At 55.9% G+C, this 24,980-nt stretch carries 20 protein-coding genes; 9 read left to right on the top strand and 11 right to left on the bottom strand.

What is annotated here, in order from left to right:
• Positions 1-68 precede the first annotated feature (68 nt).
• The 3 genes from B5D61_RS11625 (at position 69) to queC (ending at position 3,875) form a co-directional block, all read left to right on the top strand.
• Positions 69-2,606, top strand: a complete 2,538-nt coding sequence (locus tag B5D61_RS11625; protein ID WP_245846526.1) for a DEAD/DEAH box helicase — start codon at positions 69-71, stop codon at positions 2,604-2,606.
• Positions 2,607-2,650: 44 nt separating this feature from the next.
• Positions 2,651-3,106 carry a preQ(1) synthase gene (gene queF / locus B5D61_RS11620; RefSeq protein WP_078813568.1) on the top strand — a complete coding sequence of 152 codons (456 nt, stop codon included), beginning with the start codon at positions 2,651-2,653 and terminating at the stop codon, positions 3,104-3,106.
• A 76-nt stretch (positions 3,107-3,182) separates the two neighbouring features.
• Positions 3,183-3,875, top strand: coding sequence for a 7-cyano-7-deazaguanine synthase QueC (gene queC, locus B5D61_RS11615; RefSeq protein ID WP_078813567.1), 693 nt, complete (start codon positions 3,183-3,185; stop codon positions 3,873-3,875).
• Here the strand turns inward: queC and B5D61_RS11610 are convergent.
• Positions 3,868-4,332, bottom strand: a complete 465-nt coding sequence (locus B5D61_RS11610; RefSeq protein WP_176159373.1) for a cytochrome c oxidase assembly factor Coa1 family protein — start codon at positions 4,330-4,332, stop codon at positions 3,868-3,870. The two genes, queC and B5D61_RS11610, sit on opposite strands and share 8 nt — an antisense overlap.
• A gap of 181 nt (positions 4,333-4,513) precedes the next feature.
• On the opposite strand from B5D61_RS11610, the gene B5D61_RS11605 reads away from it, so the two are divergent.
• A complete protein-coding gene (locus B5D61_RS11605) occupies positions 4,514-5,470 on the top strand; it encodes a ketopantoate reductase family protein (protein WP_078813565.1) in 957 nt (318 codons plus the stop codon).
• Between the two features lie 8 nt (positions 5,471-5,478).
• Here the strand turns inward: B5D61_RS11605 and eboE are convergent, their stop codons facing one another.
• The 6 genes from eboE to B5D61_RS11575 all read right to left on the bottom strand — a co-directional run bounded on the left by eboE (position 5,479) and on the right by B5D61_RS11575 (position 9,770).
• Positions 5,479-6,654 carry a metabolite traffic protein EboE gene (gene eboE, locus B5D61_RS11600; RefSeq protein WP_078813564.1) on the bottom strand — a complete coding sequence of 392 codons (1,176 nt, stop codon included), beginning with the start codon at positions 6,652-6,654 and terminating at the stop codon, positions 5,479-5,481.
• 99 nt (positions 6,655-6,753) lie between these two features.
• Positions 6,754-7,977, bottom strand: a complete 1,224-nt coding sequence (locus tag B5D61_RS11595; protein ID WP_078813563.1) for a DUF6807 domain-containing protein — start codon at positions 7,975-7,977, stop codon at positions 6,754-6,756.
• Positions 7,978-8,061: 84 nt separating this feature from the next.
• Entirely contained in the window at positions 8,062-8,628 is a 567-nt protein-coding gene (locus tag B5D61_RS11590) for an RNA polymerase sigma factor (RefSeq protein WP_139373214.1), read from the bottom strand.
• Positions 8,625-9,113: a hypothetical protein gene (locus tag B5D61_RS11585; RefSeq protein ID WP_078813561.1), complete on the bottom strand. Its 489-nt coding sequence runs from the start codon at positions 9,111-9,113 to the stop codon at positions 8,625-8,627. Before B5D61_RS11585 ends, B5D61_RS11590 begins: the two co-directional genes overlap by 4 nt.
• A gap of 20 nt (positions 9,114-9,133) precedes the next feature.
• A complete protein-coding gene (locus B5D61_RS11580; RefSeq protein ID WP_078813560.1) occupies positions 9,134-9,433 on the bottom strand; it encodes a hypothetical protein in 300 nt (99 codons plus the stop codon).
• A gap of 112 nt (positions 9,434-9,545) precedes the next feature.
• Positions 9,546-9,770 (bottom strand): hypothetical protein, encoded by a 225-nt coding sequence (locus B5D61_RS11575; RefSeq protein ID WP_078813559.1) that lies wholly within the window; start codon positions 9,768-9,770, stop codon positions 9,546-9,548.
• 460 nt (positions 9,771-10,230) lie between these two features.
• On the opposite strand from B5D61_RS11575, the gene B5D61_RS11570 reads away from it, so the two are divergent.
• The 3 genes from B5D61_RS11570 to B5D61_RS11560 all read left to right on the top strand — a co-directional run bounded on the left by B5D61_RS11570 (position 10,231) and on the right by B5D61_RS11560 (position 16,422).
• Complete coding sequence (locus B5D61_RS11570; protein ID WP_078813558.1) at positions 10,231-14,244, top strand: DUF7453 family protein; 4,014 nt, start codon at positions 10,231-10,233, stop codon at positions 14,242-14,244.
• A gap of 175 nt (positions 14,245-14,419) precedes the next feature.
• On the top strand, positions 14,420-15,853 hold the full coding sequence (locus tag B5D61_RS11565) for a DUF1501 domain-containing protein (protein ID WP_078813798.1): 1,434 nt from the start codon (positions 14,420-14,422) through the stop codon (positions 15,851-15,853).
• Positions 15,854-15,885: 32 nt separating this feature from the next.
• Positions 15,886-16,422: an NADPH-dependent FMN reductase gene (locus tag B5D61_RS11560; protein ID WP_078813557.1), complete on the top strand. Its 537-nt coding sequence runs from the start codon at positions 15,886-15,888 to the stop codon at positions 16,420-16,422.
• Positions 16,423-16,441: 19 nt separating this feature from the next.
• Here B5D61_RS11560 and B5D61_RS11555 read toward each other — a convergent pair whose 3' ends face one another.
• Positions 16,442-17,269: a rhomboid family intramembrane serine protease gene (locus B5D61_RS11555; protein ID WP_078813556.1), complete on the bottom strand. Its 828-nt coding sequence runs from the start codon at positions 17,267-17,269 to the stop codon at positions 16,442-16,444.
• 163 nt (positions 17,270-17,432) lie between these two features.
• Here B5D61_RS11555 and B5D61_RS11550 point away from each other — a divergent pair, with 163 nt between their 5' ends.
• Positions 17,433-17,765: a hypothetical protein gene (locus B5D61_RS11550; RefSeq protein ID WP_078813555.1), complete on the top strand. Its 333-nt coding sequence runs from the start codon at positions 17,433-17,435 to the stop codon at positions 17,763-17,765.
• Between the two features lie 96 nt (positions 17,766-17,861).
• On the opposite strand, the gene B5D61_RS11545 is transcribed toward B5D61_RS11550, so the two are convergent.
• A complete protein-coding gene (locus tag B5D61_RS11545; protein ID WP_078813554.1) occupies positions 17,862-19,007 on the bottom strand; it encodes an SGNH/GDSL hydrolase family protein in 1,146 nt (381 codons plus the stop codon).
• Between the two features lie 113 nt (positions 19,008-19,120).
• Positions 19,121-21,394 (bottom strand): beta-ketoacyl-[acyl-carrier-protein] synthase family protein, encoded by a 2,274-nt coding sequence (locus B5D61_RS11540; protein ID WP_078813797.1) that lies wholly within the window; start codon positions 21,392-21,394, stop codon positions 19,121-19,123.
• A gap of 124 nt (positions 21,395-21,518) precedes the next feature.
• Between B5D61_RS11540 and B5D61_RS11535 the strand changes: the two genes are divergently transcribed.
• Positions 21,519-22,781, top strand: coding sequence for an AMP-binding protein (locus B5D61_RS11535; protein WP_078813553.1), 1,263 nt, complete (start codon positions 21,519-21,521; stop codon positions 22,779-22,781).
• Between the two features lie 9 nt (positions 22,782-22,790).
• Here B5D61_RS11535 and B5D61_RS11530 read toward each other — a convergent pair whose 3' ends face one another.
• Positions 22,791-24,773 (bottom strand): DUF4838 domain-containing protein, encoded by a 1,983-nt coding sequence (locus B5D61_RS11530; protein ID WP_176159372.1) that lies wholly within the window; start codon positions 24,771-24,773, stop codon positions 22,791-22,793.
• Between the last annotated feature and the right edge of the window lie 207 nt (positions 24,774-24,980).

Here is a 24,980-nt window from a genome sequence, read left to right as displayed (position 1 = left end):
ACGTATGCTTCGCCATGCCACGTCGGAAGTCTTCCAGAACCTCAGTGACTGAACCGGTATCACCGGTATTGTCCTCACTGCACGGTCGGTTGCAGGCGTGGATAGCGCAGTCATTTGGAAAACTAACCGAGGCCCAAGAACTCACCTTACCCCACATCCTGGCGGGTCAGTCGGCATTGCTGTCATCTCCCACGGGGAGTGGTAAGACCTTGGCCGGTTTCCTCGGGGTGTTGGATCACCTCGTGAGGTCTCATGAGGCCGGCAGGTTGAGCGATGGTATTCATGCAGTCTATGTCTCCCCCCTGAGGGCTTTGACTTATGACATTCAAAAGAACCTGATGGCTCCCTTGGAAGGGATGGGGCTGACAGAAGTCATTCGTGTGGGATTACGAACCGGGGATACGTCTGCTGCAGAGAGAGCCAAACTCAAGCGTAAGCCTCCGCACATCCTTCTAACTACACCGGAGAGTTTAGCGATTCTGCTGCCTCAGGCATCTTGGGCTCCTTGGCTCGAACAGGTTCGATTCGTCATTGTCGATGAACTGCATGCGTTGGCGGAAAACAAACGCGGAGCTCACCTAACGTTGAGTTTGGAGAGAATGGAAAATCGCCGGGTCGGTCAGGATGGGCGCTTGGTCCGCATTGGTTTGTCAGCGACAGCGGCACCACTGCCATTGCTCGCTGAGTTGCTGGTGGGGAAGGGACATTCTTGTGAAATCGTCGAAGCACGATTGGAGAAAAATCGCCGGGTGGAGGTGATGTCGCCATTGCGAAGAGATCCTTACCCGCCTGCGGGGTACACTGCGCAACGGGTGATGCAGGACATCGCTCAGATTGTGGAGCGGAACCGGAGTGTCATTATCTTTTGCAATACACGCAGTGCCACGGAAAGCATCACGCATCGGCTGAAAAACGCCCTGCCCAAATTGTCTGAAAAGATCGAGGCCCATCATGCCTCCTTGGATCGTGATGTGCGATTGGAAGTGGAGGATCGTCTGAAGCAGGGAGAGCTGCGGGCGGTTGTTTGTAGCACGAGCCTGGAGATGGGCATTGATATTGGCAGTGTGGACTGTGTGGTGATGATCTCAACCCCCAAGGGCATCAGCCGAGCGCTCCAACGAATTGGCCGAAGCGGGCATAGCATTCACGCCTCCAGTCACGGCATTTTGGTGGCTACGAACGTGAATGATCTGATGGAGTGCGTGGTGTGTGCGGAGATGACCCGAGCGGTCAAGCTGGACCCGGTGCGGGTGCTGGAAAAGCCCTTGGACGTGTTGGCTCAGCACCTGGTGGGTATGGCCATGGAGGGAGGTTACACGAGGGAAAAAGTATGCACCACCGTGGGGGCTGCTTACCCTTTTAGAGACCTCACCGAAGAGGAGTTGGACCGTGTCTTGAACTACCTCGAAGGTGGCGGACGGTCGCTGGAGGGACAGTACCGAGAGAATTTTGGCAAGATCAGGTGGATTGGCGACCAACTCGCCATTCCAAGCCGCCGAGTCGAGCGTGAGTATCTGGCGAACATCGGCACCATCCACACGGAGGGGATGGTCACGGTGTTGTTAGGCAAGCGGCGGCTGGGATCGGTGGAGGAATCCTTCATGAAGGGGTTGAAGGTCGGAGATATCTTTGTCCTGGCGGGTCGCACAGTGAGGTTGGTGGAGACGGGGGTGGCGGAGGCGCGTGTGGAGGATGCGGTGGGTCGGTTGCCCACCGTTCCTGCCTGGAACGCGAACAAAATGCCCTTGAGCTCGGGTTTAGCTCGTGAGGTCGCCAGTCTGCGGACAGATTTAGCGGAGAGGTTAGGTCGCGATGCCGATGAAGAAATCTGGGATTGGCTTGTGGAGCGTTACGAAATCTCCAGCAGCAATGCTCAGGCGATCGTCAAGCATTGTCATAACCAGCTTCGTGTTTCACGCATTCCGACGCAGGACAGCCTTCTTATCGAGCGGTTCGTGGATGACCGAGAGGGAAGAGAGGCAGATCTGGTGCAGTTCTTTTTTCATACGCTCATCGGTCGCAGTGCCAATGATGCGTTGAGTCGGATCATCGCTCAGCGCGTTAAAGAAGCGGTGGGAGGCAATGCGATGGTCACCATCGACGATTACGGTTTTCTGCTCGCGCTGAAATCTTTTCAAGACCTTGGTTTGGAAGACTGGAAGCTGCTGTTTAGTCCCCAGGATGCGGAGGCCTGCATGCAGACGGCACTTCAGCAGAGTGAACTGGTGAAGTGGAATTTTCGTGGGGTGGCGCAAACTGGTCTAATGATCTCGCGCAACCGTCCAGGGCAGGAGCGGAAGATCAAGCAACTGCGATGGAGCACGGAAATCCTGTTTCGAGTGCTCTCTGAACACGAGCCGGATCATCCCATGCTGACGCAGGCCTACCGAGAGGCCACCCATACTTTTTTAGATCTGCCACGAGCGATGGCCTACCTGGAGAGAGCAGCGTTGCTGGACTGGCATCTGGTGGATGTGCCTGTCGTGAGTCCTTTCTCCTTCGGCATTTACGCCAGTAAGATTCGGGAGGGAATGATGCTGGAAGATCCCGAGGAGGCGATCGAGCGATTGTGGCGGGAATACGAAAAGAAGGTGGGGCTGGGATAGATGGGCGCTTGCGAGGAGCCTCGTTTCCAGCACATTGCCACCCCATGTCCGACCCCCTGACCGCAGACATCACCCTCCTGGGCCGTTCTGAGCACAAGCTACCTGCCTCTCCCGACGAAGCCGCTCTGGAGACTTTCCCTAACCGCACCCCTGGCCGTAACTATACCATCCACCTGAGTGCCCCGGATTTCAGCTCGCTGTGCCCCGTGACGGGTCAACCCGATGCCGCCCATTTGGAGATTCTTTACATTCCGAATGAGCGCTGCGTGGAAACCAAATCTCTGAAGTTTTATCTCGCCAGCTACCGCAACCACGCCTCGTTCAACGAGGTGATCGTGAATCGCGTCCTGGACGATTTGGTCCAAGCTTGTGCGCCCCGCCAAGTGATCGTGCGCGGGCGTTTCGTTTCGCGCGGAGGTATCCAACTCACCTGTGAGGCCCGCTATCCGAACCCCGAGACTACGCTGGAGTGGCCGGTGGCCTCCCTGAGCACCCATTGAGGAAAAGCGAGGAAATAGGTCGTTAGGCCTAAAGCTTGCTGTCTTTTTGGATTCGTTCTCCCCAACCTGCCTATTTATGTCGAAAGCTATCATCCTCCTCAGCGGCGGTCTGGATTCCACCGTTGCGCTCTATTGGGCCCGCCAGCACCATGAGGTGGTGGGTGCGGTGAGCTTTGATTATGGCTCCAAGCATAACGACAAAGAGATCGTTTTAGCCTTGTGGCATTGCTCGCAACTCGACATCCCGCATGACACAGTAGCGCTGCCATTTGTGAATGACCTTTTCCAATCTGACCTGCTGAAAAGCGGCGGCAGCATCCCTGAGGGGCACTACGCGGACGATAATATGAAACGCACCGTGGTCCCTTTCCGCAATGGCATCATGCTGGCCATCGCCTGCGGGATTGCGGAATCCCGCAATGTGGATGCCCTGGTGATCGCCGCGCACTCAGGTGACCACGCGATTTACCCCGATTGTCGAGAGCCCTTCATGAAGGCGATTGGTGATGCCATGCGCGAGGGGACCTATGCGCGGACCGAACTCATGCGTCCCTTCATTGATAAGAACAAAACAGACATCGTCCGTCTCGGGCATGAGCTGGGAGTGGACTTTGGCAGAACCTGGAGTTGCTACAAAGGGGAGGATCTGCAATGCGGCGTCTGCGGCACCTGTGTGGAGCGGCGGGAATCCTTTATGAGAGCAGGGGTGCCAGACCCCACCGTTTATCAAAACGAAGGACCGCTGCCGCAGCCCGTGGCGCTCACTTGATCGCAGGCACGGCAGATTCTTTCCGCAAATCCACCTGTTTGCCCAAGGGGGTGATGGCCTCCATTTTGGAGAAGTACCAGGTGCCTTCTTTCTTTTCGCCTTGGACGTGGACGTCGGCATTGCCGTCGGGGCCTGCGAGACTGAGTGAGAGATCGGCCACCCCATGGTCATTCTCCGTGCTGATGCTTCCGAGCATGAACCAGCCCATGGTGATGGGCTCTCCGAGCTCTTCTTTCAGCTCGGCCGACTGATTGGCGGCTTGCAGCGTCATCTGCACCGGATCGGAAGAGCGGATCGCATAAAGGACAATGCCAAAGATCCCGGCTCCAAAGAGAATGGCAGCCAAGATGATCGCGAGACAGCCTCCGCAGCCCATGGCAAAGCCCTTGCGCACTGCCGCTGCGTTTTCACGCTGAATGTTAGTCGGGTCACCAAAAGGAGGCGGTTCGGTGTTCATGGCAGTACAGTTCGAGTTCTCGGTGAGGAAGATAGAGGAGCGATGCTGAGGAGGGCAAGCATCCATTCATCCGCAGTCACGAGGCAATGCGATTCGTTTTCCTGATACGGTCATTGGCGAAGCTGATTGGAATGAGGAGGCAAAGGCTGCTTGGTTCCAGCAAATCCAATTTAACGAGATCATGAGTGCGCTCCATCCATCGAACGAACATCCGCGAGTGTATATTTTGGGCGGTGGAGCGGTGGGCATGGCTTTGGCGGTCAGCCTGAGTCTTGCCGGGAGAGAGGTGTGTCTCGTGCGGACCAGGAAGCAGGCAGCGCCCACCTCCGAGTGGCAGATTGTCACACTCACAGACGGGCATGAAGGACGCCACGAAGTCAAACTAAGGGTGATGTCATTGGACGCGCTGGAGGTTTTAGAGGGACTCATCGTCGTGGCTGCCAAAGCTCACTCGAATACCGCCATCGCGGATGCATTGGGCGCTAAACAGGTTCGCGGGAAGATCGTCATTATGCAGAATGGCTTGGGTGTGGAAGCGGTGTGGACTTCCCTCAATGTGGAGGCGATCTATCGGTGCGTGTTGTATGGGACAGGTCAGAAGACCTCTGAAGAGGAGGTGTTGTTTCGTTTCGTCGCATCCTCGCCCATTGGGCTTGTCCGGGGGACTGCCACGGGTCTGGAAGAAACGGTCGCAGCCCTGCATACGCGGATTTTTCCTTTTCATGTCGAGAGTAAGATCCTCGAGCAGATCTGGAGTAAGACGATCCTGAATGCTGTTTTTAACTCCATCTGTCCGTTGCTGGAAACCGACAATGGTGTTTTTGCTCGGGATGCCCAAGTTTTGGAAATGGGGCGGCAGATCGTGGGTGAATGTCTTGTGTTAGCACGGTGCTGCGGTGTGGGCTTAACCGAAGCTGCCTTGATGGAGCGCCTTCTGGCGATCAGCCAGGGTTCGAAAGGCGTTTTGATTTCGACGCTGCAAGATTTGCGCTGCGGCCGACAGACGGAGATGCAGCATCTCAACCTTGAGCTGGCGAGGCTGGCCGAAACTGCCCAGCCGCCGGTGGACTTGGGACGAACGGCCTTGTTAGGCAGATTGGTCTTGGCCAAAGCGCGAGTGATGGAAAGCGAGAGGTGACTCGCTCTCTAGACCACCAATCCGCGTTCTTTCATCTCACCCAACGTCCATTCGTATTCCTTGACCAGTTGATCCACCACGTCGCCGGTATGGAGGTCGCCGGGGAGGACTTCCCAGGTGTAGGTCTCCATTTCGATGTGTTGGCATTTGGTGGGGTTTTGGCTGAGCCAATCCATCGCTCCTTCGATATGATCGCGGGTGCTTTCGAATCCGCCTGTTGGTTGGGCATGGAGGGGGATGTGAAAGTGAACACGCCACTCCTCACCCACTTGATCGGGGTTAGTCTGAGCGAACTGAAGGGCATCTGGAAGGTCCTTGAACCTACGCAGCGGAGTCGTGGGGCCGTAGTCTGCAATGACCTGATGGAAATAAACGGGCTCATCAAAAGCGCGCAGTTTTTCCACCATTTCAGGGGTGGGTTTGAGCTTCAGTGCAGAACTGAAGTGGAGTTTGCTCAGGCGAATGCCTGCCCCCGTGATGCGAGAGAGGGCGCGCTTGGGTGTCTCATACTCGATGGCCAGGTGGCAGGTGTCGTAGTTGAGGCCGATAAATTTGAAGAAGTCTTTATCCTGCGGATGGCGGTCGTAATAGAGGCCAAAAAATTTGAGGACTTCGCCACTGGTTTCGAAAAGACCGAGAGGCTCGGGTTCAAAACCCAGGTGCAAGTCGTGCCCGGTCGCGCTGCTGACTTTCTCAATGTGCTCGCGGCAGAGCCGGACGTTTTCAAAAATGGCGTTGATCTCCTCGGTGCCGATTTTAAAAGTCTTGTGAGATCCCGGTAGCGTGCTGACACTGCCACTAGCGCCGGGAGGCAAGAGCTGGGCCAGGATATCGAAGAGTCGATTGGTGTATTCCAGGCGTTCTTTGGAACTCCAATCGGGCAGGAAAACCTGTTCCTTCACCCGGGTGCCGTGGAAGGAGCCGTAGGGGAAGCCATTGATGGTGAAAACATAGCAATTGTTGGCGGCGAGCCAGTCTTTAAACTCCGCCAGTTTTCCTGGAACCAGGAGCTCAACGGAGGCTTGGTTGCTGAGTCGCAGGCCGATGCCATAGGGCTTGCCATCACTGACTCGGTCTTTGACGCGCAGTGTGGATTCCTTCAGCCCACGCCACGTCTCTTCCCACGTTTCGCCGCGATGAATGTTGGTGCAGTAGCCGAGATGAATGCCGTGGTTGAGAAGCATGGGGCTAAGGTGTCAAGAGGAGGCGAAGGGTCAAGGTCTGAGGTCATTCGCCCTCAGACGAGTGTTTTCACCATCGGCATCCTCGACCGTTGCTGCCATTCACTTCACGGTCACCTTCAGCGGCTGAGCATAGGATTGCCAGTCCTTCTCCAACGCCAGCGGATCGGAGGCTCCATCGCGGATGATCAAACGATACTTGGAAACATAGGGCTGCCCAGGCTGGATGCTCCAGTCGCCATCCTGAGACGGCGCAATGCATAGTTGGGGATTTTTGGGGTTGAGTCGTAGCGGCTGCGGGAAGCGAAAGTTGTCGGGATGAATCAAGATGGCGAGGCCTGTCTCTTGACCCTCGACATCGCCACTCATGCGCACCCACTTGGCCTTGGTGGAGTCACCCTTGGCCCGGTTATCGCCATTGCTGGTCAGCATGGAAACCTGATCCACGGGGTCCCACGAGGCGGGTCCGCGCACCCCTAGGCCGCCGTAGTGATACTGAGGGAGATGCAGTGGGGACTGCCCCGCACAGGTTTGAGTGGAGATAAGATCCACCACATAAGCTGGGCCGAGATCGTAAACGGTCATCTCCCAAGTCTCGTTCAAGACCTCCCGAGTGCCGTCATGGTGATCCAGAAACTGGTGATGGCTGACGAAACCTGCCTGCACGGGGCCGCTCCAGCTTCTTTCCAGAGAATCAAAGCGCACTTCAGCCAGGATGCGGTCGCTGACTTTCTCCTTACCTTCGCCTTTGCCCTGATTCCAAAAATCAGGGTGTTGATCTTCGAATTCGGTTTTTGTCCAGGCCATCCAGATCCCGCGATGCCAGCGATGGTCGGCTGGATGATTGCCTGTGACGATCCTTCCACTCGGCGAATAGACCGGATGAAGATGCGCCCCGTGGGCAAAAACGTTGGGGACACCTTCAGGAACAGCCCCCGCCTCCATTTGATAATCCAGGATGGGGTGTGTTTTCTCCCCGTTCCGACGACGGAAATGGAGAACGTTTCCTTCCTTCTCGACTGTGATTTGAGAGGGCGGTGGGGGCGTGTTCGAGTTCGTCGCCGTGAATGTCAGGGTCTCGTTGGACCCAATTTGAGGCAGAATCATCACGGCACTCCCCATTTCATCCACTTGGAGCGTGGAGTGCGCCGAGCTCCCCGGCGTGGAAATCAGGTGAATGCCTTGCCACTCCTGAGGGGCCTGAAAGGAGACAATTGCATTCGTCCGTGGGGTCTCTGAACCCTGAACCGTAAACTCGATTGGAGCGGCACGGAGCGGACAGCCCAGAAGCAAGGTGATCGGTAGAGCGGCAAGAAGCGATTTCATGGTCGGATAGGACCACTAAAACGTATGGATGAAGCTTCTTGATCAAGCTTTGCTTCATGCCTCACACAAAGCCTCCTTTTCAGACTAAGCGGAGGGCACGAGGGAGCTCAGCTTTTCCTTCAAAATCTGGCGCGCCCGGTAAATGCGGGTTTCCACGGCTTTTTCCGAGCAACCGAGGGTGGCGCTGATCTCGCGATAACTCAGGTCTTGATACGTAAATAAGATGAAGGCTTCGCGAAGTTCGTCAGGTAGATCCGCGATGGCCAGTCTCACTTGATGAATCGTCTCGGTTCCCACCATGGCTTTATCCGGGGAGGGCTCGTTTCCCTCGGGATCGAAGCCTTCGTCAGACAGAAACTCTAAGGACTCCGACGGATGGCGCTTGCTCCAGCGCACGTGGTTGAAAAGAAGGTTACGCGCGATTTGAAAGAGATAAGACGCAAACGGCGCATGAGGCCGGTAGCGATGCCTGTTCTGATAGAGACGAACGAAGGTTTCCTGGGCCAAATCACGTGCCACGATCTGGTCATGGCTCATGTGCCAGAGGAAGGAGATCAGGCGATCCTGCCAGCGATGAATGATTTCGTTGAGAGCGGTATCTTCACCGCCCGCTAGCCTTTGCATGGCGCTGGTATCGGCGTCGTGTATCAAGGGGTCTGAGTGGGGGGCTCGTTGTTCAGACGGATGTTTTCGTGATCGGGGAAGAGATGCGGCAGCATCATCGTGAGATAGGTCTGTCCCGCTTTTGGGTTCATGGCTGCGGCGACATGCTTCACATGTTGGATCACGGCGCGTTCGCAGGCTTCGAAATGATCTTCATAGTCCTTGATGGCGGCGGCTTGGCCTTCGTCACTGAGATTTTGGCTTTCCTGCAAGGCTGTTTTTAAGCGTTCACGCGAGGCTTGCATTTCATCGCACAGCCGCCGGTATTCGACCATGTGTTCATCGTGAATACGGCACTCGCGAGCGAATTCATCGTCGGTTAGGCCGAGATCTGTTTTCATCCAGGCCAGCAAGGCAGGGGTGTCTTGCTCGAGCGCATGGATGTTCTGGGCAAAGTTTTTCTGGCGTTGATGATTGAGCACTCCACGTGCGACCAGGAAGGCGATGATCCCCAATAGTAGGGCGGTCATCATCGTTTGTACTCCGGCATTTCTCATGGGGTCATCGAGGGGGCCAGAGGATTGATAGCGTGGGCGTAGATGGCGACTGGATCAGCAGGCTGGAGACTGCTGCGGATGCCTGCAAAGATGCCTCCGCTCAGAGCGACGGCCCAGACGGCCAATCGGAGTTTAGGCATGGCGAGGAGATCGAGCAGCGAGTCTAACCATGGAGCTCGGCTGTCACCGAGTTGGCGGTGCTCGATGTCACGCCAGATATCCCGGGTAAAGGAAGGCTGGGCAACGGAGGGGAGATCCGCGGCTTTGAGAAGTAAGTCTAACTGTTTATCGTTCATGGCTGAGGTGTCCCCCGCCCGCAGGTTTCGTGCGGGCAGGGGACGGGGTGTGAGTTCATGGGCGGAGTTAAGATGGTCTCTGCTCCAGAAGCTTCAACACGTTCACGCCGAGTTAGCGGGCAGGGACCTGCACGACGGCGATGAGCTGACCGCGATTGTTCCAGACGAGTTTCTTTTCTGTGGCTGGAGCAGCGGCGGGGCGGGCGTTGACGGCATTGACTGTGGCGGTGACTTGGCCGCGGTTGTTAAAGACGGTGGTCTTTTCACCCGCGAGGGCGGTTCCGCTGAGCAGAGGCATGAGGGTCGCGGTCAGGATGAGAACAAGGTTGGTTTTCACGCAGTTGGGTTGGGGTTCGGTTTGTTAAGTTTGGATTGAGCCCCGGGGTTGGTCGTCCCCGGCTATTCCGCACAACACCGCCCCTTTTCGAAACCCTTGAAAAAAGTGAAGTATTTTCAGGCATCGCAGGAGCGGGCCTACACGTGGCGTGTTGTGAAAATCGTTCGCCTAAGCATCTCAGGAGATCATGCATCCGTGGAGCGAAAATAGACTTTTGAATCGCCCATACATTTTGGCTTACAGGACCTAGTTTAATCAATGGTCATTTTGACTAGACGTGAATTTTGATTGCTCGTCAGGTGATGAATTATGCAATATTTAAGGAAATTGTGTTGCATAAATCACGAATTTTATGACTATTATGGATAGAATGTTTTATTTCCCCGTTTTTTACTAGCCCTCGAAGCATTCTAAAATCTGGCGATACGCCTTATTTCAATAGTCCAAACACCTTAAATCCATGACAAAATCATTTATCAAAGATAGGCTGCAGCCGGGTGTTGGAATCCGGCGCACATTGAAGCTGAAAGGTCTCCTCTCGCTTGTGGCGATCCCTCTATTGTCATATCAGGCCTCTGCACAAATTGCCCCAGTGAATGTTCAGGGACTTGATGGGGTCAGTGCCTTAGTTTTGGCAAATGCTATTAAAGGAACAGGTATCCAGTCGTTCGAGAATGTCACCTTAGTTGGTAAAGTGGGAACGGCGACGACTAAGGGTGGAGGGAGTTCTTCCGCCGGAACGTTTTCAGGAGGAGAAAACATTATTGGATTTGGCGCTGGGATCATCTTGAGCACCGGAGGCGTTTTTGACGTGCCTGGTCCAAATTCGGCTGAGAATAGAACTCAATCCAACGGAACGGGAGGTGATGCGGATCTTGCGGCGCTCATCAATGCCAATGTTTCTAGCCTGAACGATAAAACCGTTCTCGAATTCGATTTTGTTCCAACATACCCCACGATTGCTTTTCGTTATGTATTTGGGTCGGATGAATACAATGAATATGCCAACTCCCAATTCAACGATGTGTTCGGCTTTTTTGTGAACGGGACACAACCCGAGCACAATGTTGCCCGGATCCCTGGAACAAGTTTGCCAGTAGCAATCAATAGCGTGAATGGCGGAAAGCCATTAGGAACAAATGCTAAGAACCCACAGTATTTTGTTAATAATTCCCCACAGGCATTTAATCTTGAAATGGATGGTTTTACCGTGGTTTTGACGGCGCAGGCTTCTGTGATACCGGGGCAAGTCAATCATATTAAAATTGCCATTGCAGATCTGATTGACTCTGCCTGGGACTCCAATGTTTTTATCGAGGAAAGCAGCTTTGTTTCTGGCCATGCACCCATTGCTTTAGCCGATGGTTACAAGACTCCCCTGGATACGCCATTGACCGTGATCGATAGCGGCGTGTTAGCCAATGACACGGACGAAGACAATAATCTGGATCATGCACAACTGATTGATAAGCCCGCTCACGGAACGGTAGTTTTGAATGATGCGGGAGGCTTTACCTACACTCCTCAGACTGGATATTCTGGGCCAGATAGCTTCACCTATCTGGCTATTGATGCCACTAACATTCAGTCGAATCTTGCGACAGTCTCCATCACAGTAGGAGCTGCGAATTCGGTGCCTTCAGGATCATCGAACACGATTTCAGTGCTTAAAAATGCAGTCAATCCGGTGCCTCTGTCTGGATTCATCTTTGTCGATTCAGATGCAGGAAACTCCCTGACAGCAGTGAAGATTCAGGGTATCACGATACCTGCAGGAGCTTCTTTGCAAATCAATGGAGTGGATGTGACAGTCGGACAAACCATTCCGGCGGTGGTTGTTGCCAATGGGCAGCTCAAATTTACGCCCGCATCTGGAGAATTTGGAGTTTCTTATGCCCAGATTTCTTATCAAGTTTCTGATGGGATGAGCCTGAGTGGAACTCAGCAGTTGGTCATTGATGTTCAGGATTCTTCTCCTGAAATCTCCGTTTACGGGAACAACATCGAAATCACGAATGGTGATGCGACACCCTCTGCATCCGATCATACCTATTTTGGAAGTGTCACTGTGACGAATGGGAGTGTGAATCGCGTGTTCACGATCGCTAACGATGGCAACGCTGATCTCAATGTCGAAGCCGTGAGCATCACCGGCCCACACGCAAGTGATTTCAATGTCACGATTCAACCGAACGTGAATGTAACTCCAGGAGCGACTACGACTTTTACCGTTCAGTTCGACCCGACAGCAGATGGCCTGCGTACTGCTCAGGTCCGGTTCGTCAACAGCGATGGCGATGAGTCACCTTACACCTTCACAATTCAGGGTAATGGAGGGGCGGTACCAGTGGCTCCCGAGATTGCGATTAGCGGGAATAATGTCGAGATCGCTAGCGGTGATACGACACCCGCCTCCGCAGATCATACGGATTTTGGTGTGGTAGATGCCGTCAACGCTCTCAGCAGGCAGCGCATTTTTTCGATCAGCAATAGCGGAACAGATGTTTTGAATATCACGGGTTCAGTGATGATCACCGGGGCAGCGGACTTCAGCCTCACAACGCCACCAAGTTCGTCTTCTGTGGCAATCAATGGTTCGACTTCGTTTGCGATCACCTTCGCCCCGACCAGTATCGGTCTGAAAACAGCCACTGTTACCGTGAGCAGCAATGACGATGATGAACCTACCTACACGTTCAGCATTCAGGGGACGGGAGCTGGGGTGCCTCTGGTCACGACCTTGCCGGCAACCGATGTGAAGACGTATGTCACAACGCTTAAAGGTAGCCTCAATCCTAAGGGGGCTTCTGCGACTGTGTATTTTGAATACTCCACGGATTCAACATTCACGAATGATGTTTTTTACACCTTGCCGCAGGACGTCTCAGCAGCAGACAGTGCGGAAGCGGTGGAAACAATCATTTCCTCGCTGATGCCGGAGACGCTGTATTACTTTCGAATCGTCGCGACCAATAGCCTAGGAACAAGCTACGGCAGTCCTCTGTCATTCACCACGGGATACGCCTGCATTGGTAAACAGCCACTGACAGATAGCGACGGTTTGATTGGGGGAGGACTGGTTTATCGTCCACTAGGAGGTCTCATCAATAATGCAGGACGTGTGACCTTTAACGCCTACGGCATGATCGGTACAGGATCGATCGCTTACACGAATGAGCAGCTCCTTTTATCGGATGCCAGCGGTTCGTTGCGGGTCATTGCCCGTGAGGCCACAGAAGTCTCGCCAGGTCAAACTCTCACGGGGACCTTTTCGCAAATATTGCTTTCCGAAACGGGCCGGTCAGTGACTTTGGAGCGTTTGAATGGTGCTCCTGTGACCTCAGATTACCTTTATTTGTCGTCGCCTGCCGATGGCTTGAGCTTATCTGTGGTAAGCCGCGAAGGTGATTCTGCTCCCGGGGGAGGTACCTTTTTGTCGGGTGTAAACAAACCAGTCATCGATTCTCTCCATCGTATTTACTTCTTCAGTAGCCTGGATGGAGTCTCTGCTAGTCGTAATAATGGCATCTGGTATGAGGATGCGGGAACGCTTCTTAACTTGGTCAAAAAAGGAGATAATGTGAGTTCTGCTGTGGGTGATCTAGCTTGGTTAAATAATATAACACCTTACTTGTCTGCAGGCGGGGATGGCTGTGTTTTCCAGGCTACCCTGCAATCGAATCCAGACGATTCGACTCAGAAAACGAATGGTCAGCGTAATTTGGCGCTGTTTAGCGTTAAACCAGGGTCTCCAGTCACTATGCTCGTTCGTAAGGGAGACGAAATTTCAGGAACAGGCGGTGGCAAGATATCAAACATATCAGGGCTGGCACGCAGTCAAAACGAGGACCATGCTTATCTTGGTTTTTTGGGCCAAGGTGGCGGTATCACAGCATCTGATGACCAACTCTTAGTGGCGATTATCGATGGTGTCTCACATGTGGTGGCTCGTGAAGGAACGACCCCTATTGTGGATGGCCTAACCGTTCAAACTTTTGGTGATTTTTACATCTGCACGAATGACGAAGTGATTTTCAAAGCGGTGTTAAAGGGCGCTACAGCAACCACCGACAATGTCATTTGCTCTTGGAGCCCAACGAACGGAATGAGCATTATAGCTCGTGAAGGCAGTCCCGCAGGTTCGTCAGGTCTCGACATCGGAACAATCCAGGTGTTTTCGGTAAGCGATAATGGAATGGTCGCTCTTCAATGCATTCTTAGCGACGGAAATTACGGGCTCTTGCGTGATAAGCGAGATGGCAACGGCATGCAGATGCTGGACAGTTCAGGCCCCACAAGCTCCGTCATTCTGAACGGTGTGGTGCGCACGATTCAGTCCTTTTCGCTCTACTCCAAATGCGTGAACACGAGTGGTGGCGGGGGAGGAATGGGATCGGCGATCAACAATTCGGGTGAGACCTTTGTTGTGTTGTCTTTGGATACCAAAAATTTCGTCGCGAGAATTTATCGGTGAGTTCTTCTCGAACCCGCTGAGTTCATGGCCCCGATAAGGTAGAGTCGATTCCTTATCGGGGCTTTTGTGCGGTGGAGAAGGGGGATATGGACTATCCCGGCTGAAATGATGTTCTTGCCTGGGATATGAAGTGATGGTGCTAGTGGAGGCTTTTTGGCACCGTATCAATAACCTCATGAATCTGCACAGGGAGCTGATCACTGAATATTCACGCTACCGGACTCGCCGTTGGTTTTTTAAAGAATGCGGGGTCGGGCTCGCGGGGATCGCCGCATTGGATATGATGAATGCGTCCAAGGTGGCTGCGGCTCCCTCGGGGCTGAATCCTTTGGCACCGAAGAGATCCCACTATTCGGCCAAGGCCAAGCGAGTGATCTATCTCTTCATGGGAGGAGCACCGAGCCACCTGGAGCTTTTCGACCATAAACCCGAGCTAGCTAAGTGGGATGGTCAGTTGCCTCCAGCAGATTTGTTGAAGGGCTATCGTGCCGCGTTCATCAATCCGAACAGCAAGCTGATGGGGCCGAAATTCAAGTTTGCTCGGCATGGGCAGAGTGGTGCCGAGATCGGTGAGTTGCTACCCCACACGGCCAAGATTGCGGATGATCTGACGATTGTGAAGTCCATGAAAACGGATGCGTTCAATCACGCTCCGGCACAGATTCTCATGAGCACCGGAGCGCAGATCTTTGGGCGTCCGAGTTTTGGTGCTTGGACGCTCTATGGCTTGGGCACCGAGAATCAGGACTTGCCAGGTTATGTGGTTCTCCAGAGTGGGCAAAAAGGCCCGAGCGGCGGGATGTCGAACTTTGGCTGCGGGTTCTTGCCGACCGTCTATCAAGGCGTGCCTTTCCGAAGCAGCGGGGAACCCGTGTTATACTTGAGCAATCCCCAAGGGATCAGCACCCAGACGCAGCGCCATACGCTGGATACTCTGAAACAGCTCAATGAAGAGCGGCTGGAGGTGATGGGAGATCCTGAGATTGCTTCACGGATCAACAGCTTCGAGCTGGCCTATCGCATGCAAAAGACGGCACCTGAAATCATGGATATCGGCCGTGAACCTCAACACATCTTGGACATGTATGGGGCTAAGCCGGGCGAGGCCTCATTTGCAAACAACTGTTTGTTAGCGAGGCGGTTGATCGAAAGCGGTGTTCGTTTCGTACAGCTCTTCCATGAAGCCTGGGATCACCACGGCGGTTTGACCAAGGGACTGAAAGATCAATGCGGGCAGACCGATCAACCGTGTGCTGCGTTGGTGCGAGACCTGAAGCAGCGAGGCTTGCTCGAAGATACCTTGGTGATTTGGGGGGGCGAATTTGGTCGCACGCCGATGGTGCAGGGGGGAAGCGATGGCCGTGACCATCACCCGAATGCCTTCACCATGTGGTTTGCCGGAGGTGGGATGAAACCTGGCCTCACTTTAGGGACGACCGATGAGTTCGGCTTCAATGTCACAGAAGATCCGGTCCATGTGCATGATCTGCATGCGACCCTACTGCATCTGCTGGGCTTCGAGCATACCAAGCTGGCCGTGAAGTTTCAGGGGCTGGACATGCGCCTGACGAATGTTCACGGCGAACTGGTGCCAAAGTTGCTGGCATGAGCCTTGCGCGCATGCTTTGCTAATCGCCTCCCATGATCACACTCCTCAGTGGCACCAATCGTCCCGGCAGTAACACACGGAAAATCACGGCTCTGATTGAGCGGTTTTATTTGCAGATGGGAGTGCCCTGTCAGGTGCTTGATCTCGCGGATCTTCCTGCCGAGATCTTCTCTCCAACGGCTTATGCGGAGAAACCTGCAGCCTTTGCTCCCTTTGCGGATGCCATCCTCGCTAGTTCAGGTGTGGTCATCATCACGCCTGAATACAACGGCAGCTTCCCGGGCGTGCTGAAGTATTTCATCGACATGCTGCCTTTCCCGGAAAGCTTTGAAAACCGGCCCGTATGCTTCATCGGGCTTGCGGCAGGGATGTGGGGGGCCCTTCGCTCGGTCGAGCAACTCCAGCATATCCTGGGCTATCGAAACGCTCATGTGTATCCGGCCAAGGTTTTCATGCCGGGTATCGGTCAGCTTTTGAAGGATGGCGAACTCATTGATCCTGCTCTGGTGGAGCGCTTGCAGACACAAGCTGCGGGTTTTGCAGAGTTCGTGTCTCGTTTGAAAGCCTGATAGGCGGGGGTATGCGGCGCTAGGGCTTCTTCTTTTGGAGATCCTCGCTCGCTTTGTCCAGCACCCGCCTTTCTTCCTCGGTGAGGCTGTGCATACCGTCACGGCTGATTTTCTCCAGGATGTCATCCACTGCAGGGCTGTGTTTACGCGGGCTTTTTGCCGGAGCGGGCCCGACACTCATGCGGGTCATTGGTGGAGCCTTGGTGGGCTTTAGGGACGAGAGATCGGGCATTTTGAGCACACCCTGTTCATAGCGAATGTAAGCGATGGCGGTGCCCACTTGGCCTGTGAGCATCAGTAGGGAGATCCAATCACGAGTCGCAATGCAGGACAGAGCCGAAACGCCAACGAAGACGGCTGCTAAAATCCACACTTCCAGGGTAAAGAAGATCAGCGAGATCTGGGCACGAGGGTAAAGCGTGGCAAAGGCGATAAACACGCCGAACTCCAGCTCCATCATGCCCGAACATCCGCGTGCCGAACCCAGGAAGGCGGCAAGGCTGACCAACAGCGGGGAAACGAGCAGCAGAATGATCAGCAAGCGCACAAAGCTGCGCCTCCCCAGGTGCCTCTCCACAGCTTCACCGAAGCGCCACAGCATGAAGCAGCCGAGCAAGAGCCAGACGCTGGGCCAGTTGACCAGCACATACGTGGCAGGCGTCCATAGGCGGAATTGCTGGAGTCCTTCGAAGGTAAAGATGAGGTATTGGGTCACGGACGACCCCAGAATGGCCGTCAGGATCATGCTGGCGACACCCGCCAGAGCCAAGATGGCAGATAGATAGATGGGATTACTCTTCCACCAGGTGAGGGGCAGGTGATCCTTGGATTCAGGCAGCCAGGACATGAGGAGATAGTCGATGTTTTTTTCGTTTCTGCGAAGACAAAGATCAACGCTCGGGCGCTCAAAGGTTACAAAGAACCTGTTCTCTTTGGAATGCCCTCACCCTCGGTGAGGTCGTTTCATTAAAGAAGCTCGGCAACGAGTTAGCTACAAACCTACATCCACCATGACGACACATATTCAGTACTTCGGTTGCGATGCCCGCCCTGAATGGGAGGAAAAACTCCAGGCTCTCTTTCTGGAAGCCCGACAGCACAAGGCAGTCACTGACGCCTCTGCCCGGGTCGAAGAGCCTCAAAACGCGGCGTATCGATACCGAATCAGTGTGACTTTCAGAATCCCCGGTCCGGACATTCAGCTCCAGGGCAATGGCTACACCTTTGATGAAGCGCTCATGTCTGTGCGGGCCTCTCTCCGCCAGACTCTGAAGCTGCGGGCTGAAAAAGCGATGCATCACGATGGCGCCACCCGTGGCGTTAAGGCGGCGCATCGCGGCTAAGATCCAGGATCGATAACCTTTAAAAAAACAGAGGGCAATCCACCGAATGTGGATTGCCCTTTTTGCTGGGCTGAAACGAGCGATGCCTGCGGTGAATTACTCACCCAAGGCCTTGCGAATGACCGGCTCAAAGATGTCGGCCTGACGCATGAAGCCGAGGTCGCTGGCGTGGGAGGCGTCGGTGGCACCTTCAGTGTCGTCGCCATAGAGGCTATCACCCGGGATGTAGAAGAGATTCTTCACGCCTTCTTTTTGCAGGGTTTCATAGGCCGCTTTGAGGGCAGCGTGATTGTCGGTGTGGAACTGATGCTTTTTCGGCGTGATCCAGTTATTGGTGAAGCGGCGGTCTTCAACGAGGATGATGGGGGTCTCGGGCTTGGCGGCGCGGAGTTGCTTCACCAGTGGGATCGTCTTTTCGGTGACCTGGGCAGGCTGCATGTTGGGTAGGCAATCGATTACATAGACGGCGGCATCCACTTGCACGAGGTAGTCTCCCACTTCCTTGTCCATGCGACCATTGCCGGAGAAGCCAAGGTTCACAACGGGCTTATCAAAGCGGCGGCCCAGAATGCCAGTGTGTACCATGCCTGGGCGGCTGGCGCAGGCGCCATGGGTGATGCTGGTGCCGTAGAAGACGATGGGGTTCTTCCGAGGAGCGAGCCCCTCAAACTTGCTGCCTTTGGCCACGCCGATGCTGAGGGACTCCACACCATTGTAGAGGGGCAGGTAGGCGGCGTATTCACGGTAGCCAGGGGCGAGCTCTTTGATGATCTCCACCTTCACTTCTTGGGCGGCGGGTTTGGTCACCATGACCCACTTCCATTTGCCATCGGTATCCCGGGCATAGAGGTCCACGCCGCTGACACCGGTGGCGGGCATGTGAGGCATGCCGATGGTGGCTTTGCTCAGCTTGTAGTGCACACTGATGGCCGTGGCATCGGTCTTGAAGCGCACCATCATGCCGGCGCTGTCACGGCTTAGGTTCCAGACCTTGTCGGTCACTTTGCCCTCGGCACTGGCTGGCAGACGGTCAAACCAGCGTTTGCGCTCTTGATCAGGCAGGATGCGGCCTTCGACACCCCAGGTCGTGACATCGTGCCACTCCAGATGGTCTTCCGCCTGTTTGTTGACGCCCATAGCGGGGTCCAGCTTGGACACATCGCTCGCTTTCGGGGTTTGAGCAGGGGAAAAACCGGCGAGGGCGGCAAGCGCCAGCACAAGGGGAAGGGAATGAAGTCGCATGGTTGAAGGATGGGATGATCTGCCGAAGAGAGGGCGAGCAGATCATGACGTGGCGGGAAAGGCAATCATTACAGCTCTTTTGCTGTTCCGATACCAGTCTTGCTTCACCCGTCTTAGCCCACGGGCGTAATCACCGCGCCATACACCGCGCATAGACTGCCCGGCAGGGTCACCGAGACAGGCTCGGCGGTCTGTTTCGCTAGGGTGGCGGCGAGGGCGAGCTGGAGGGCTCCGGCGGCCCCCATGCTTTCACCCAGCACCTGCCGGGGATGATGCTCCTCGGCGTGGCGATTGCCAGCGGTGGCTTCGGAGTGATCCAGCATGGGAATGCCCGCCAAGCCACTGATGTGGCGGGGCCGATTGAACTCGGGCTGCAGAGCCAGGGCCTGGAGATGTGCGGCTTTTTCACCCTCGTGATGGAAGGCGAGCGCGGGGGTGTGGTGGAGTTGGAGCCCCGAGCCTTGAAGACTGAGCAGGAGAGCTCCGGCTCCCTCGGTGGCGATGAGGTCGGGGTGATAGTAGCTGGTCGCCTCTGCGCCGAGCCAATCACATTCCTCCGCGCCGATGAGCAACACATGATCCACGAGGCCTTGCGTCAGCCAGGTGTGGGCCATGCTCGCCCCTTCCAGGATGGCGTTGGATTCGCCAATGAGCGTGGTGGCCGGGCCATCCACACCGAGGTAAGCGGCCACGTGGGAGGCGGGGGCATTATAGACGGTCTCGGGGAAGATCAGCGGGCTGGCCAGGGCTGGGGTCTCCACGACCTCATGGTAGAACTTGCCGCTGAACTGCACGCAGCCATTGAACATGAGCTGGATGATGCCCAGGCGTCCCGCGCCTTCACCCCTGGGGAACCCGGCTTGCTCCAGGGCTTCCAACGCGGCTCCCATGGAGAACTTGGTGATGGGGCTGGCCCGGCGGAGGCGGGGGAATTTAGGCAGTCGGTCCAGTGGGGCGGCGGGGGCGGTGCGCACGAGGCAGGTCCAATCTCGGGTGCCGATGCTGCGCGTGCACTCAGTGGTGGGCAATTCGGCTTTTTCCGTCACGGCCTGCAGGAGAGCCTGACTGCTCCAGCCCGCAGGGGAAACGACACCTGCTCCGCGAATGCGCAGCGGGGCGCTGGGGATAGATTGTGGGGAAGAGGCCTTTGCTGCTGGGCGATCCAAGGAGGTGAAGACCAGGGTGGCGTTGGTGCCGCCGAAACCGAAGCTATTCGTCAGAGCGACGGGCACAGGAGCCTCGCGGAAGCTCTGCACGAGGTCGAAACACACGGCAGGATCGGTTTCACGGACATTCAAACTGCCCGGCATCCACTGGCCGCGCATGGCCATGAGGCAGATCACCGCCTCGACGGCCCCGGCTCCGCCCAGCAGGTGGCCCATGGCGGATTTCGTGGAGCTGAGCGCGATCTTGGCCGCGTCGTCACCCGCCCAGGCTTTCACGGCGCTAGCTTCGGCCACGTCGTTATAGGGGGTGCCAGTGCCGTGGGAGTTGATGTAGCTGACCTCACTCGGCGAGACCCCCGCCATGGCGCAGGCGCCAGTCATCGTGCGGATGGCGGCTTTCCCTTCGGGATCTGGTTGCGTAAGGTGATGGAGGTCGGTGGCAGTGGCGTATCCGGCAGCCATGGAGAGGGCTTCGGCTCCACGTTCGGTGGCGGCTTCCTCACTTTCCAGCAGCACTAGGGCGGCGCCTTCGCCGAGAGCGAGGCCATCACGGGCAGCGTCGAAGGGGCGAGGGATGCCGCTGGGAGCCAAGGCACGCAGGGTATCAAAGCCCGCATACACGAGCTCGGCGATGGCATCGTAACCACCGGCCAGGACGCGTTTGGCCTTACCGGTCTGGATCATCGCCATGGCATCGCCAATGGCATTGGCTCCGCTGGCACAGGCATTGGAGACGAGCAACATGGGGCCGTGCCAGCCATATTCCATGGCGATGGCATTGAGCTGTCGCTGGGGCTGGTAAAACTCCAGACGTGAGAGCTGGCCGGGCAACTTGGACGGACTGCTGGCCGCGTGGCGGAAGTATTCTTGGCCGATGCCCATAGCGCCTGCTGAGGTGCCGATGATGATGGCATCCACACCCTCCAGCCCAGGCATCCGGGCCGTGGCCAAAGTTTCACGCAGCGCCAGGAGCAGCATCTTCGTGCCGCGATCAATCAAATGCTCGCGCCGTCGTGGAGTCTTCAGAAACAGGCGTTCGGTGGGCAGATCTACATGGGCGGCCGTCTTTGCGATGCGCTCACTCACATCGAACATAGTGACCGGGCGAAAGGCGGTGCGGTTTGCCCGAAAAGAGGCCTCATTTTCCCGCCAGTCCAGCCCCAGAGGCGAGACAATGCCGGCTCCGGTGACGAAAATGCGCTGAGAGGAAACAGGGATCACGAGAGAATGAAACGCTGACAACGGGAACCTGGATTCCCGAGCTTGAACTCGCGGTGGTGGGCTGGCACACTCCTGGCTCAAACACCGCGCCAATCCGTTTAGCCGCACGCGGCAGAGAGTTCAAATGTTTGCTGACCGCTGGAAACAAATCCTAGACACCCGAGGGGACGAAATCGCCCTCTGGCACCCGGGGGGTGCCCTCACCTTCCGTGATCTGCAGAAGGCTGCGTTGTCTTATCCTTCTCAATTCTGTGCTCGGCTGGGGTGCTTTTACTTGGCGCAGGGGGACGGTCCAGAGATCACCGTCGCTCTGCTGGCGGGTTTTTTGACCGGGAGGCCCGTGCAGATCGTCGAGAAAGATCGTTCCCGCAGGGTGCCGAGTTGCTGTGTGCCGCGTTTTGTCTCGGTGGTGAAACAAACCGTGGGGGCATCTGGAATGCGCCGCTGTCAGTTTTTCACCCTGTCGCAGATCGTGGCGGATGTGGATCGTCTCTATGCAGCGCTGAAGCTGGATCGCTGTCAGGTGGCCTTGGCCCCGCTGAGTGTGGCGCACAGCTTCGGGCTGACGACCACGATTCTCCAAACTCTGCTGAATGGGCTGGCCACGCATTGGTTGCCGACTCCTTTCCCGGCGGGCATGGTGGAGGCCCTGGCCATGCATGAGCGCGCTTTTTTGCCAGGGGTTCCTGCCATGTGGAAGGCATGGTTGATTGCAGGATTGGATGTCTCCCGTGTGGCTTTGGCTGTTTCTGCGGGTTCACCCCTGACGCTCGATCTAGAGGCGAAGGTGCGTGAAACGTTCCATCTGAAGCTGCACAATCTCTACGGCACCAGCGAGACAGGAGCCATCAGCTACGACGCCAGCGAAACCCTGCGTACTGAGGCGAGCGACATCGGCCACCTGCTCCCCGGGGTGACCGCGACCTTGGAACAAGGGCGGCTGGTGGTGCATAGCGATGCTGTGGGCATGGGCTATGACACTGTGCAGCCGGGAGAATTGTTTCACCACCACCATCACCGCACGTGGGATCGCGTGCAGCTAGAAGGCTCGGCGCTGAGTTACCAGGGCTGTGAAGGCCCCGGCATTAATGTGGCTAGTCGGAAACTGAGCCCCACGGCCATCAGTGATAAAATCCGAGCCGCCACGGGAATTCGACATGTGCGGGTGCATGGCCAGACCAGTCGTGATCCCGAACGAGTGCAGGATGTGGTGGCCTGTGTGGGGGTATCCCCTGAGCAGTTGACGCCCGAGTTTAAATCCAAAGCCTGCGCCGCCCTCGCGCCCTGGGAGGTTCCGCGCCACTGGCGCATTGAAAATCCGGGGAGAGCTGTTCAGGAGGGAGATCTTCCTGGCGGCTATGGGTCCGTCGCTCCGCAGTTGGCTTGAGGGACTGGTTCAGTTCAGATCCAGATCGTTGGCGTTGCGTCTTTTTTTAACTCTAGGCCGGGGACCGTCGGGGTGAAGCCCCTCCATGCGTGGAGCGCCCTTTTTGAGAGGACCTCCATTCAAGGCGTAAGGATGATCCGCGATGAGTTTTTCGATCGTTTGCCAGTTTTCACGGACTTGCTGGGCGACCACAGCATCTTTCTTTTTCCAGTAGCTCCCCATCAGACGGATGTTGGCAAGGGTGAGGCGAGTGTAGTCGAGACCTGCTTGAATGAATGCCACACGCTGAGCGTAAAGGGAACCGGGAGGCACAGCAGCCCCTGCCCGTTTGAGGCGAGCCTGAGAGTCCCGTAGCAAAGCATCGGTGTAGAGCTCAGGAAATGAGAAGACCCCCGCTTCATTGTTGGTCTTGGTGAACTCCATGCGTGCAGTTTCCAGAGCATCGAAGTATTCGCGCACTGCCGAGGCGGCTGACCCAAAAGCCCGCTGGTAATAGTCGGCAAGGATGGCTTCCGCATCGGCGTCTGGATTCCAGACGAGTTGAGCCATGACGTAATATTGAGGGCCTTGGGTCGCCCAATGTTCCCAGACGGCGTCGATGAAGATGCCTTCGCAATGTGCCGCAGCGACATCCTTGAGGTCACGGATCGTCTGTTGAATGGAGAGATCTGGAAGACCCTGCTGCCACCCCGCCGGACTGCCCGTATTGGGACGCCACAGCATCGACGGAACGATCTTCGCCCAGCCCTCAAATTGCTGTCGGTAAGTGTCCCCTCGCGTGGAGCCGTTATCGACCAGACCGGTTCGGCCATAGAAATTGGCCACCAGTGACATGATGACGTTAGGGGAGGGTCGAGCTTTGACAGGAACAGGGCGTGAGTGACCGTAGCTGAGCATGAGTACTCGGTAGTTTTTCCCAGGGTATTTTTGTTCGAGAAGCTCGGCCAGCCTATTGGCAAAGGTCACATCTCGATCACTCGTTGCCGGATGCACTTCGTTCTGCTTGTACCAATTGAAGATGCGGGGTTCTCCATCGGGATGGTCCCAGGCTCGGCAATTCGAGCAGGTGCAGTGGCCGCTGGCCCAGCCATCGTTGGGGGAGGCATTAAAAACGGTGCGATGAGGATCCTCGGTGAGAGTTTCCTCCACTTGCTTGAGCCACAGCTCCCAGACCTTGGGATTGGACATGCAGAGTTTGGCCGTGCGAGGCTGAGGAAATCCGCTGCGGGTGCCATCAGGCTGAAGGGCAAAAATCTCAGGATGGGTTTTGTGGTAACGATCCCACCAATCCCCAAATCCATGCCCGCCTTCCATCGTGAGGGAGTCGAGCTGGAGACGCTGACGAAGCGCCCACTCGTGAGCGCGTCCGTAGCCTTTGTTACCGAGACTGGAGAAGTTGAAAACACCCCCTCGCGAGCGGATTTGCGGATGATGACGATGTTGAAAAGGTACCGTGAGCTGGATCTCGTCTCGCTGAACCACATCTTCGCCTAACTCCCCAGGCCAGAACCAACGCACACCGAGTTCATCTTGCAGGAAGGTGTAGATGGCATTGAGGGTGCCGTATTCCTGCTGCACTCCCTGCACGGTGCCTTCTTTGTTGGTGATCTTCGAGTGGGCTGGGTCCCAGCGGTCGCGCCCGGCGATGAGCACATGATGCTCATTGGCTGCGATCAAGATTTCCTCAGGGTGTTGAAACGTGAGATCCACATTCGGGAGCAAAGTGGTGACGGCGGGTTGAATTCCGATCCAAATGGCGCGCTCAGGCAGAGGGGTGGGCGTATGATCGAGAATCGGTGGCTTCTGCCCCGTGATCTTTCCCAGGTAGTGCGCCAAAAGGACTGTGGTTTCGCGGGTGCGGGGTGAGGCGTCAGGTGCGAGGATGAGCGGCGCTGGGGGGATGTCCTTGGAGACAAGCGTCAAGCTGGCGGCAGGCAGCCACTGACAGCTCAGGGCGAAGACGGCGAACAGGGCGATCTGGCGGCGTTTCATGGTTGTAGCGCCTAGAAACGATGGTGTTGTCCAAATGTTACGAACATCCATCAACGCTAGCTAGAGCATATTAAATAATTCTATAGCGTAACAAGAGGGAGTGTGAGATAGTCTGAGCATGGCCACTCTTTCTCTGGATTTACGTGAACGTATCGTCAAAGCCTATGATCAAGGCGAGGGCACTCAACCCGAGATCGCTCGCCGCTT

The sequence above is a fragment of the Prosthecobacter debontii genome, assembly GCF_900167535.1.
Taxonomy (GTDB): domain Bacteria; phylum Verrucomicrobiota; class Verrucomicrobiia; order Verrucomicrobiales; family Verrucomicrobiaceae; genus Prosthecobacter; species Prosthecobacter debontii.
The sequence above is the reverse complement of the archived record's forward strand: the minus strand, read 5'-3'. Positions and strand labels throughout refer to the sequence as shown.

Coding starts and splice junctions, on each gene's coding strand:
- queF (WP_078813568.1), top strand. CDS start 2,651: ATGTCCGACCCCCTGACCGCAGACATCACCCTCCTGGGCCGTTCTGAG.
- queC (WP_078813567.1), top strand. CDS start 3,183: ATGTCGAAAGCTATCATCCTCCTCAGCGGCGGTCTGGATTCCACCGTT.
- B5D61_RS11610 (WP_176159373.1), bottom strand. CDS start 4,332: ATGAACACCGAACCGCCTCCTTTTGGTGACCCGACTAACATTCAGCGT.
- B5D61_RS11605 (WP_078813565.1), top strand. CDS start 4,514: ATGAGTGCGCTCCATCCATCGAACGAACATCCGCGAGTGTATATTTTG.
- eboE (WP_078813564.1), bottom strand. CDS start 6,654: ATGCTTCTCAACCACGGCATTCATCTCGGCTACTGCACCAACATTCAT.
- B5D61_RS11595 (WP_078813563.1), bottom strand. CDS start 7,977: ATGAAATCGCTTCTTGCCGCTCTACCGATCACCTTGCTTCTGGGCTGT.
- B5D61_RS11585 (WP_078813561.1), bottom strand. CDS start 9,113: ATGATGACCGCCCTACTATTGGGGATCATCGCCTTCCTGGTCGCACGT.
- B5D61_RS11580 (WP_078813560.1), bottom strand. CDS start 9,433: ATGAACGATAAACAGTTAGACTTACTTCTCAAAGCCGCGGATCTCCCC.
- B5D61_RS11570 (WP_078813558.1), top strand. CDS start 10,231: ATGACAAAATCATTTATCAAAGATAGGCTGCAGCCGGGTGTTGGAATC.
- B5D61_RS11565 (WP_078813798.1), top strand. CDS start 14,420: ATGAATCTGCACAGGGAGCTGATCACTGAATATTCACGCTACCGGACT.
- B5D61_RS11560 (WP_078813557.1), top strand. CDS start 15,886: ATGATCACACTCCTCAGTGGCACCAATCGTCCCGGCAGTAACACACGG.
- B5D61_RS11555 (WP_078813556.1), bottom strand. CDS start 17,269: ATGTCCTGGCTGCCTGAATCCAAGGATCACCTGCCCCTCACCTGGTGG.
- B5D61_RS11550 (WP_078813555.1), top strand. CDS start 17,433: ATGACGACACATATTCAGTACTTCGGTTGCGATGCCCGCCCTGAATGG.
- B5D61_RS11545 (WP_078813554.1), bottom strand. CDS start 19,007: ATGCGACTTCATTCCCTTCCCCTTGTGCTGGCGCTTGCCGCCCTCGCC.
- B5D61_RS11535 (WP_078813553.1), top strand. CDS start 21,519: ATGTTTGCTGACCGCTGGAAACAAATCCTAGACACCCGAGGGGACGAA.
- B5D61_RS11530 (WP_176159372.1), bottom strand. CDS start 24,773: ATGAAACGCCGCCAGATCGCCCTGTTCGCCGTCTTCGCCCTGAGCTGT.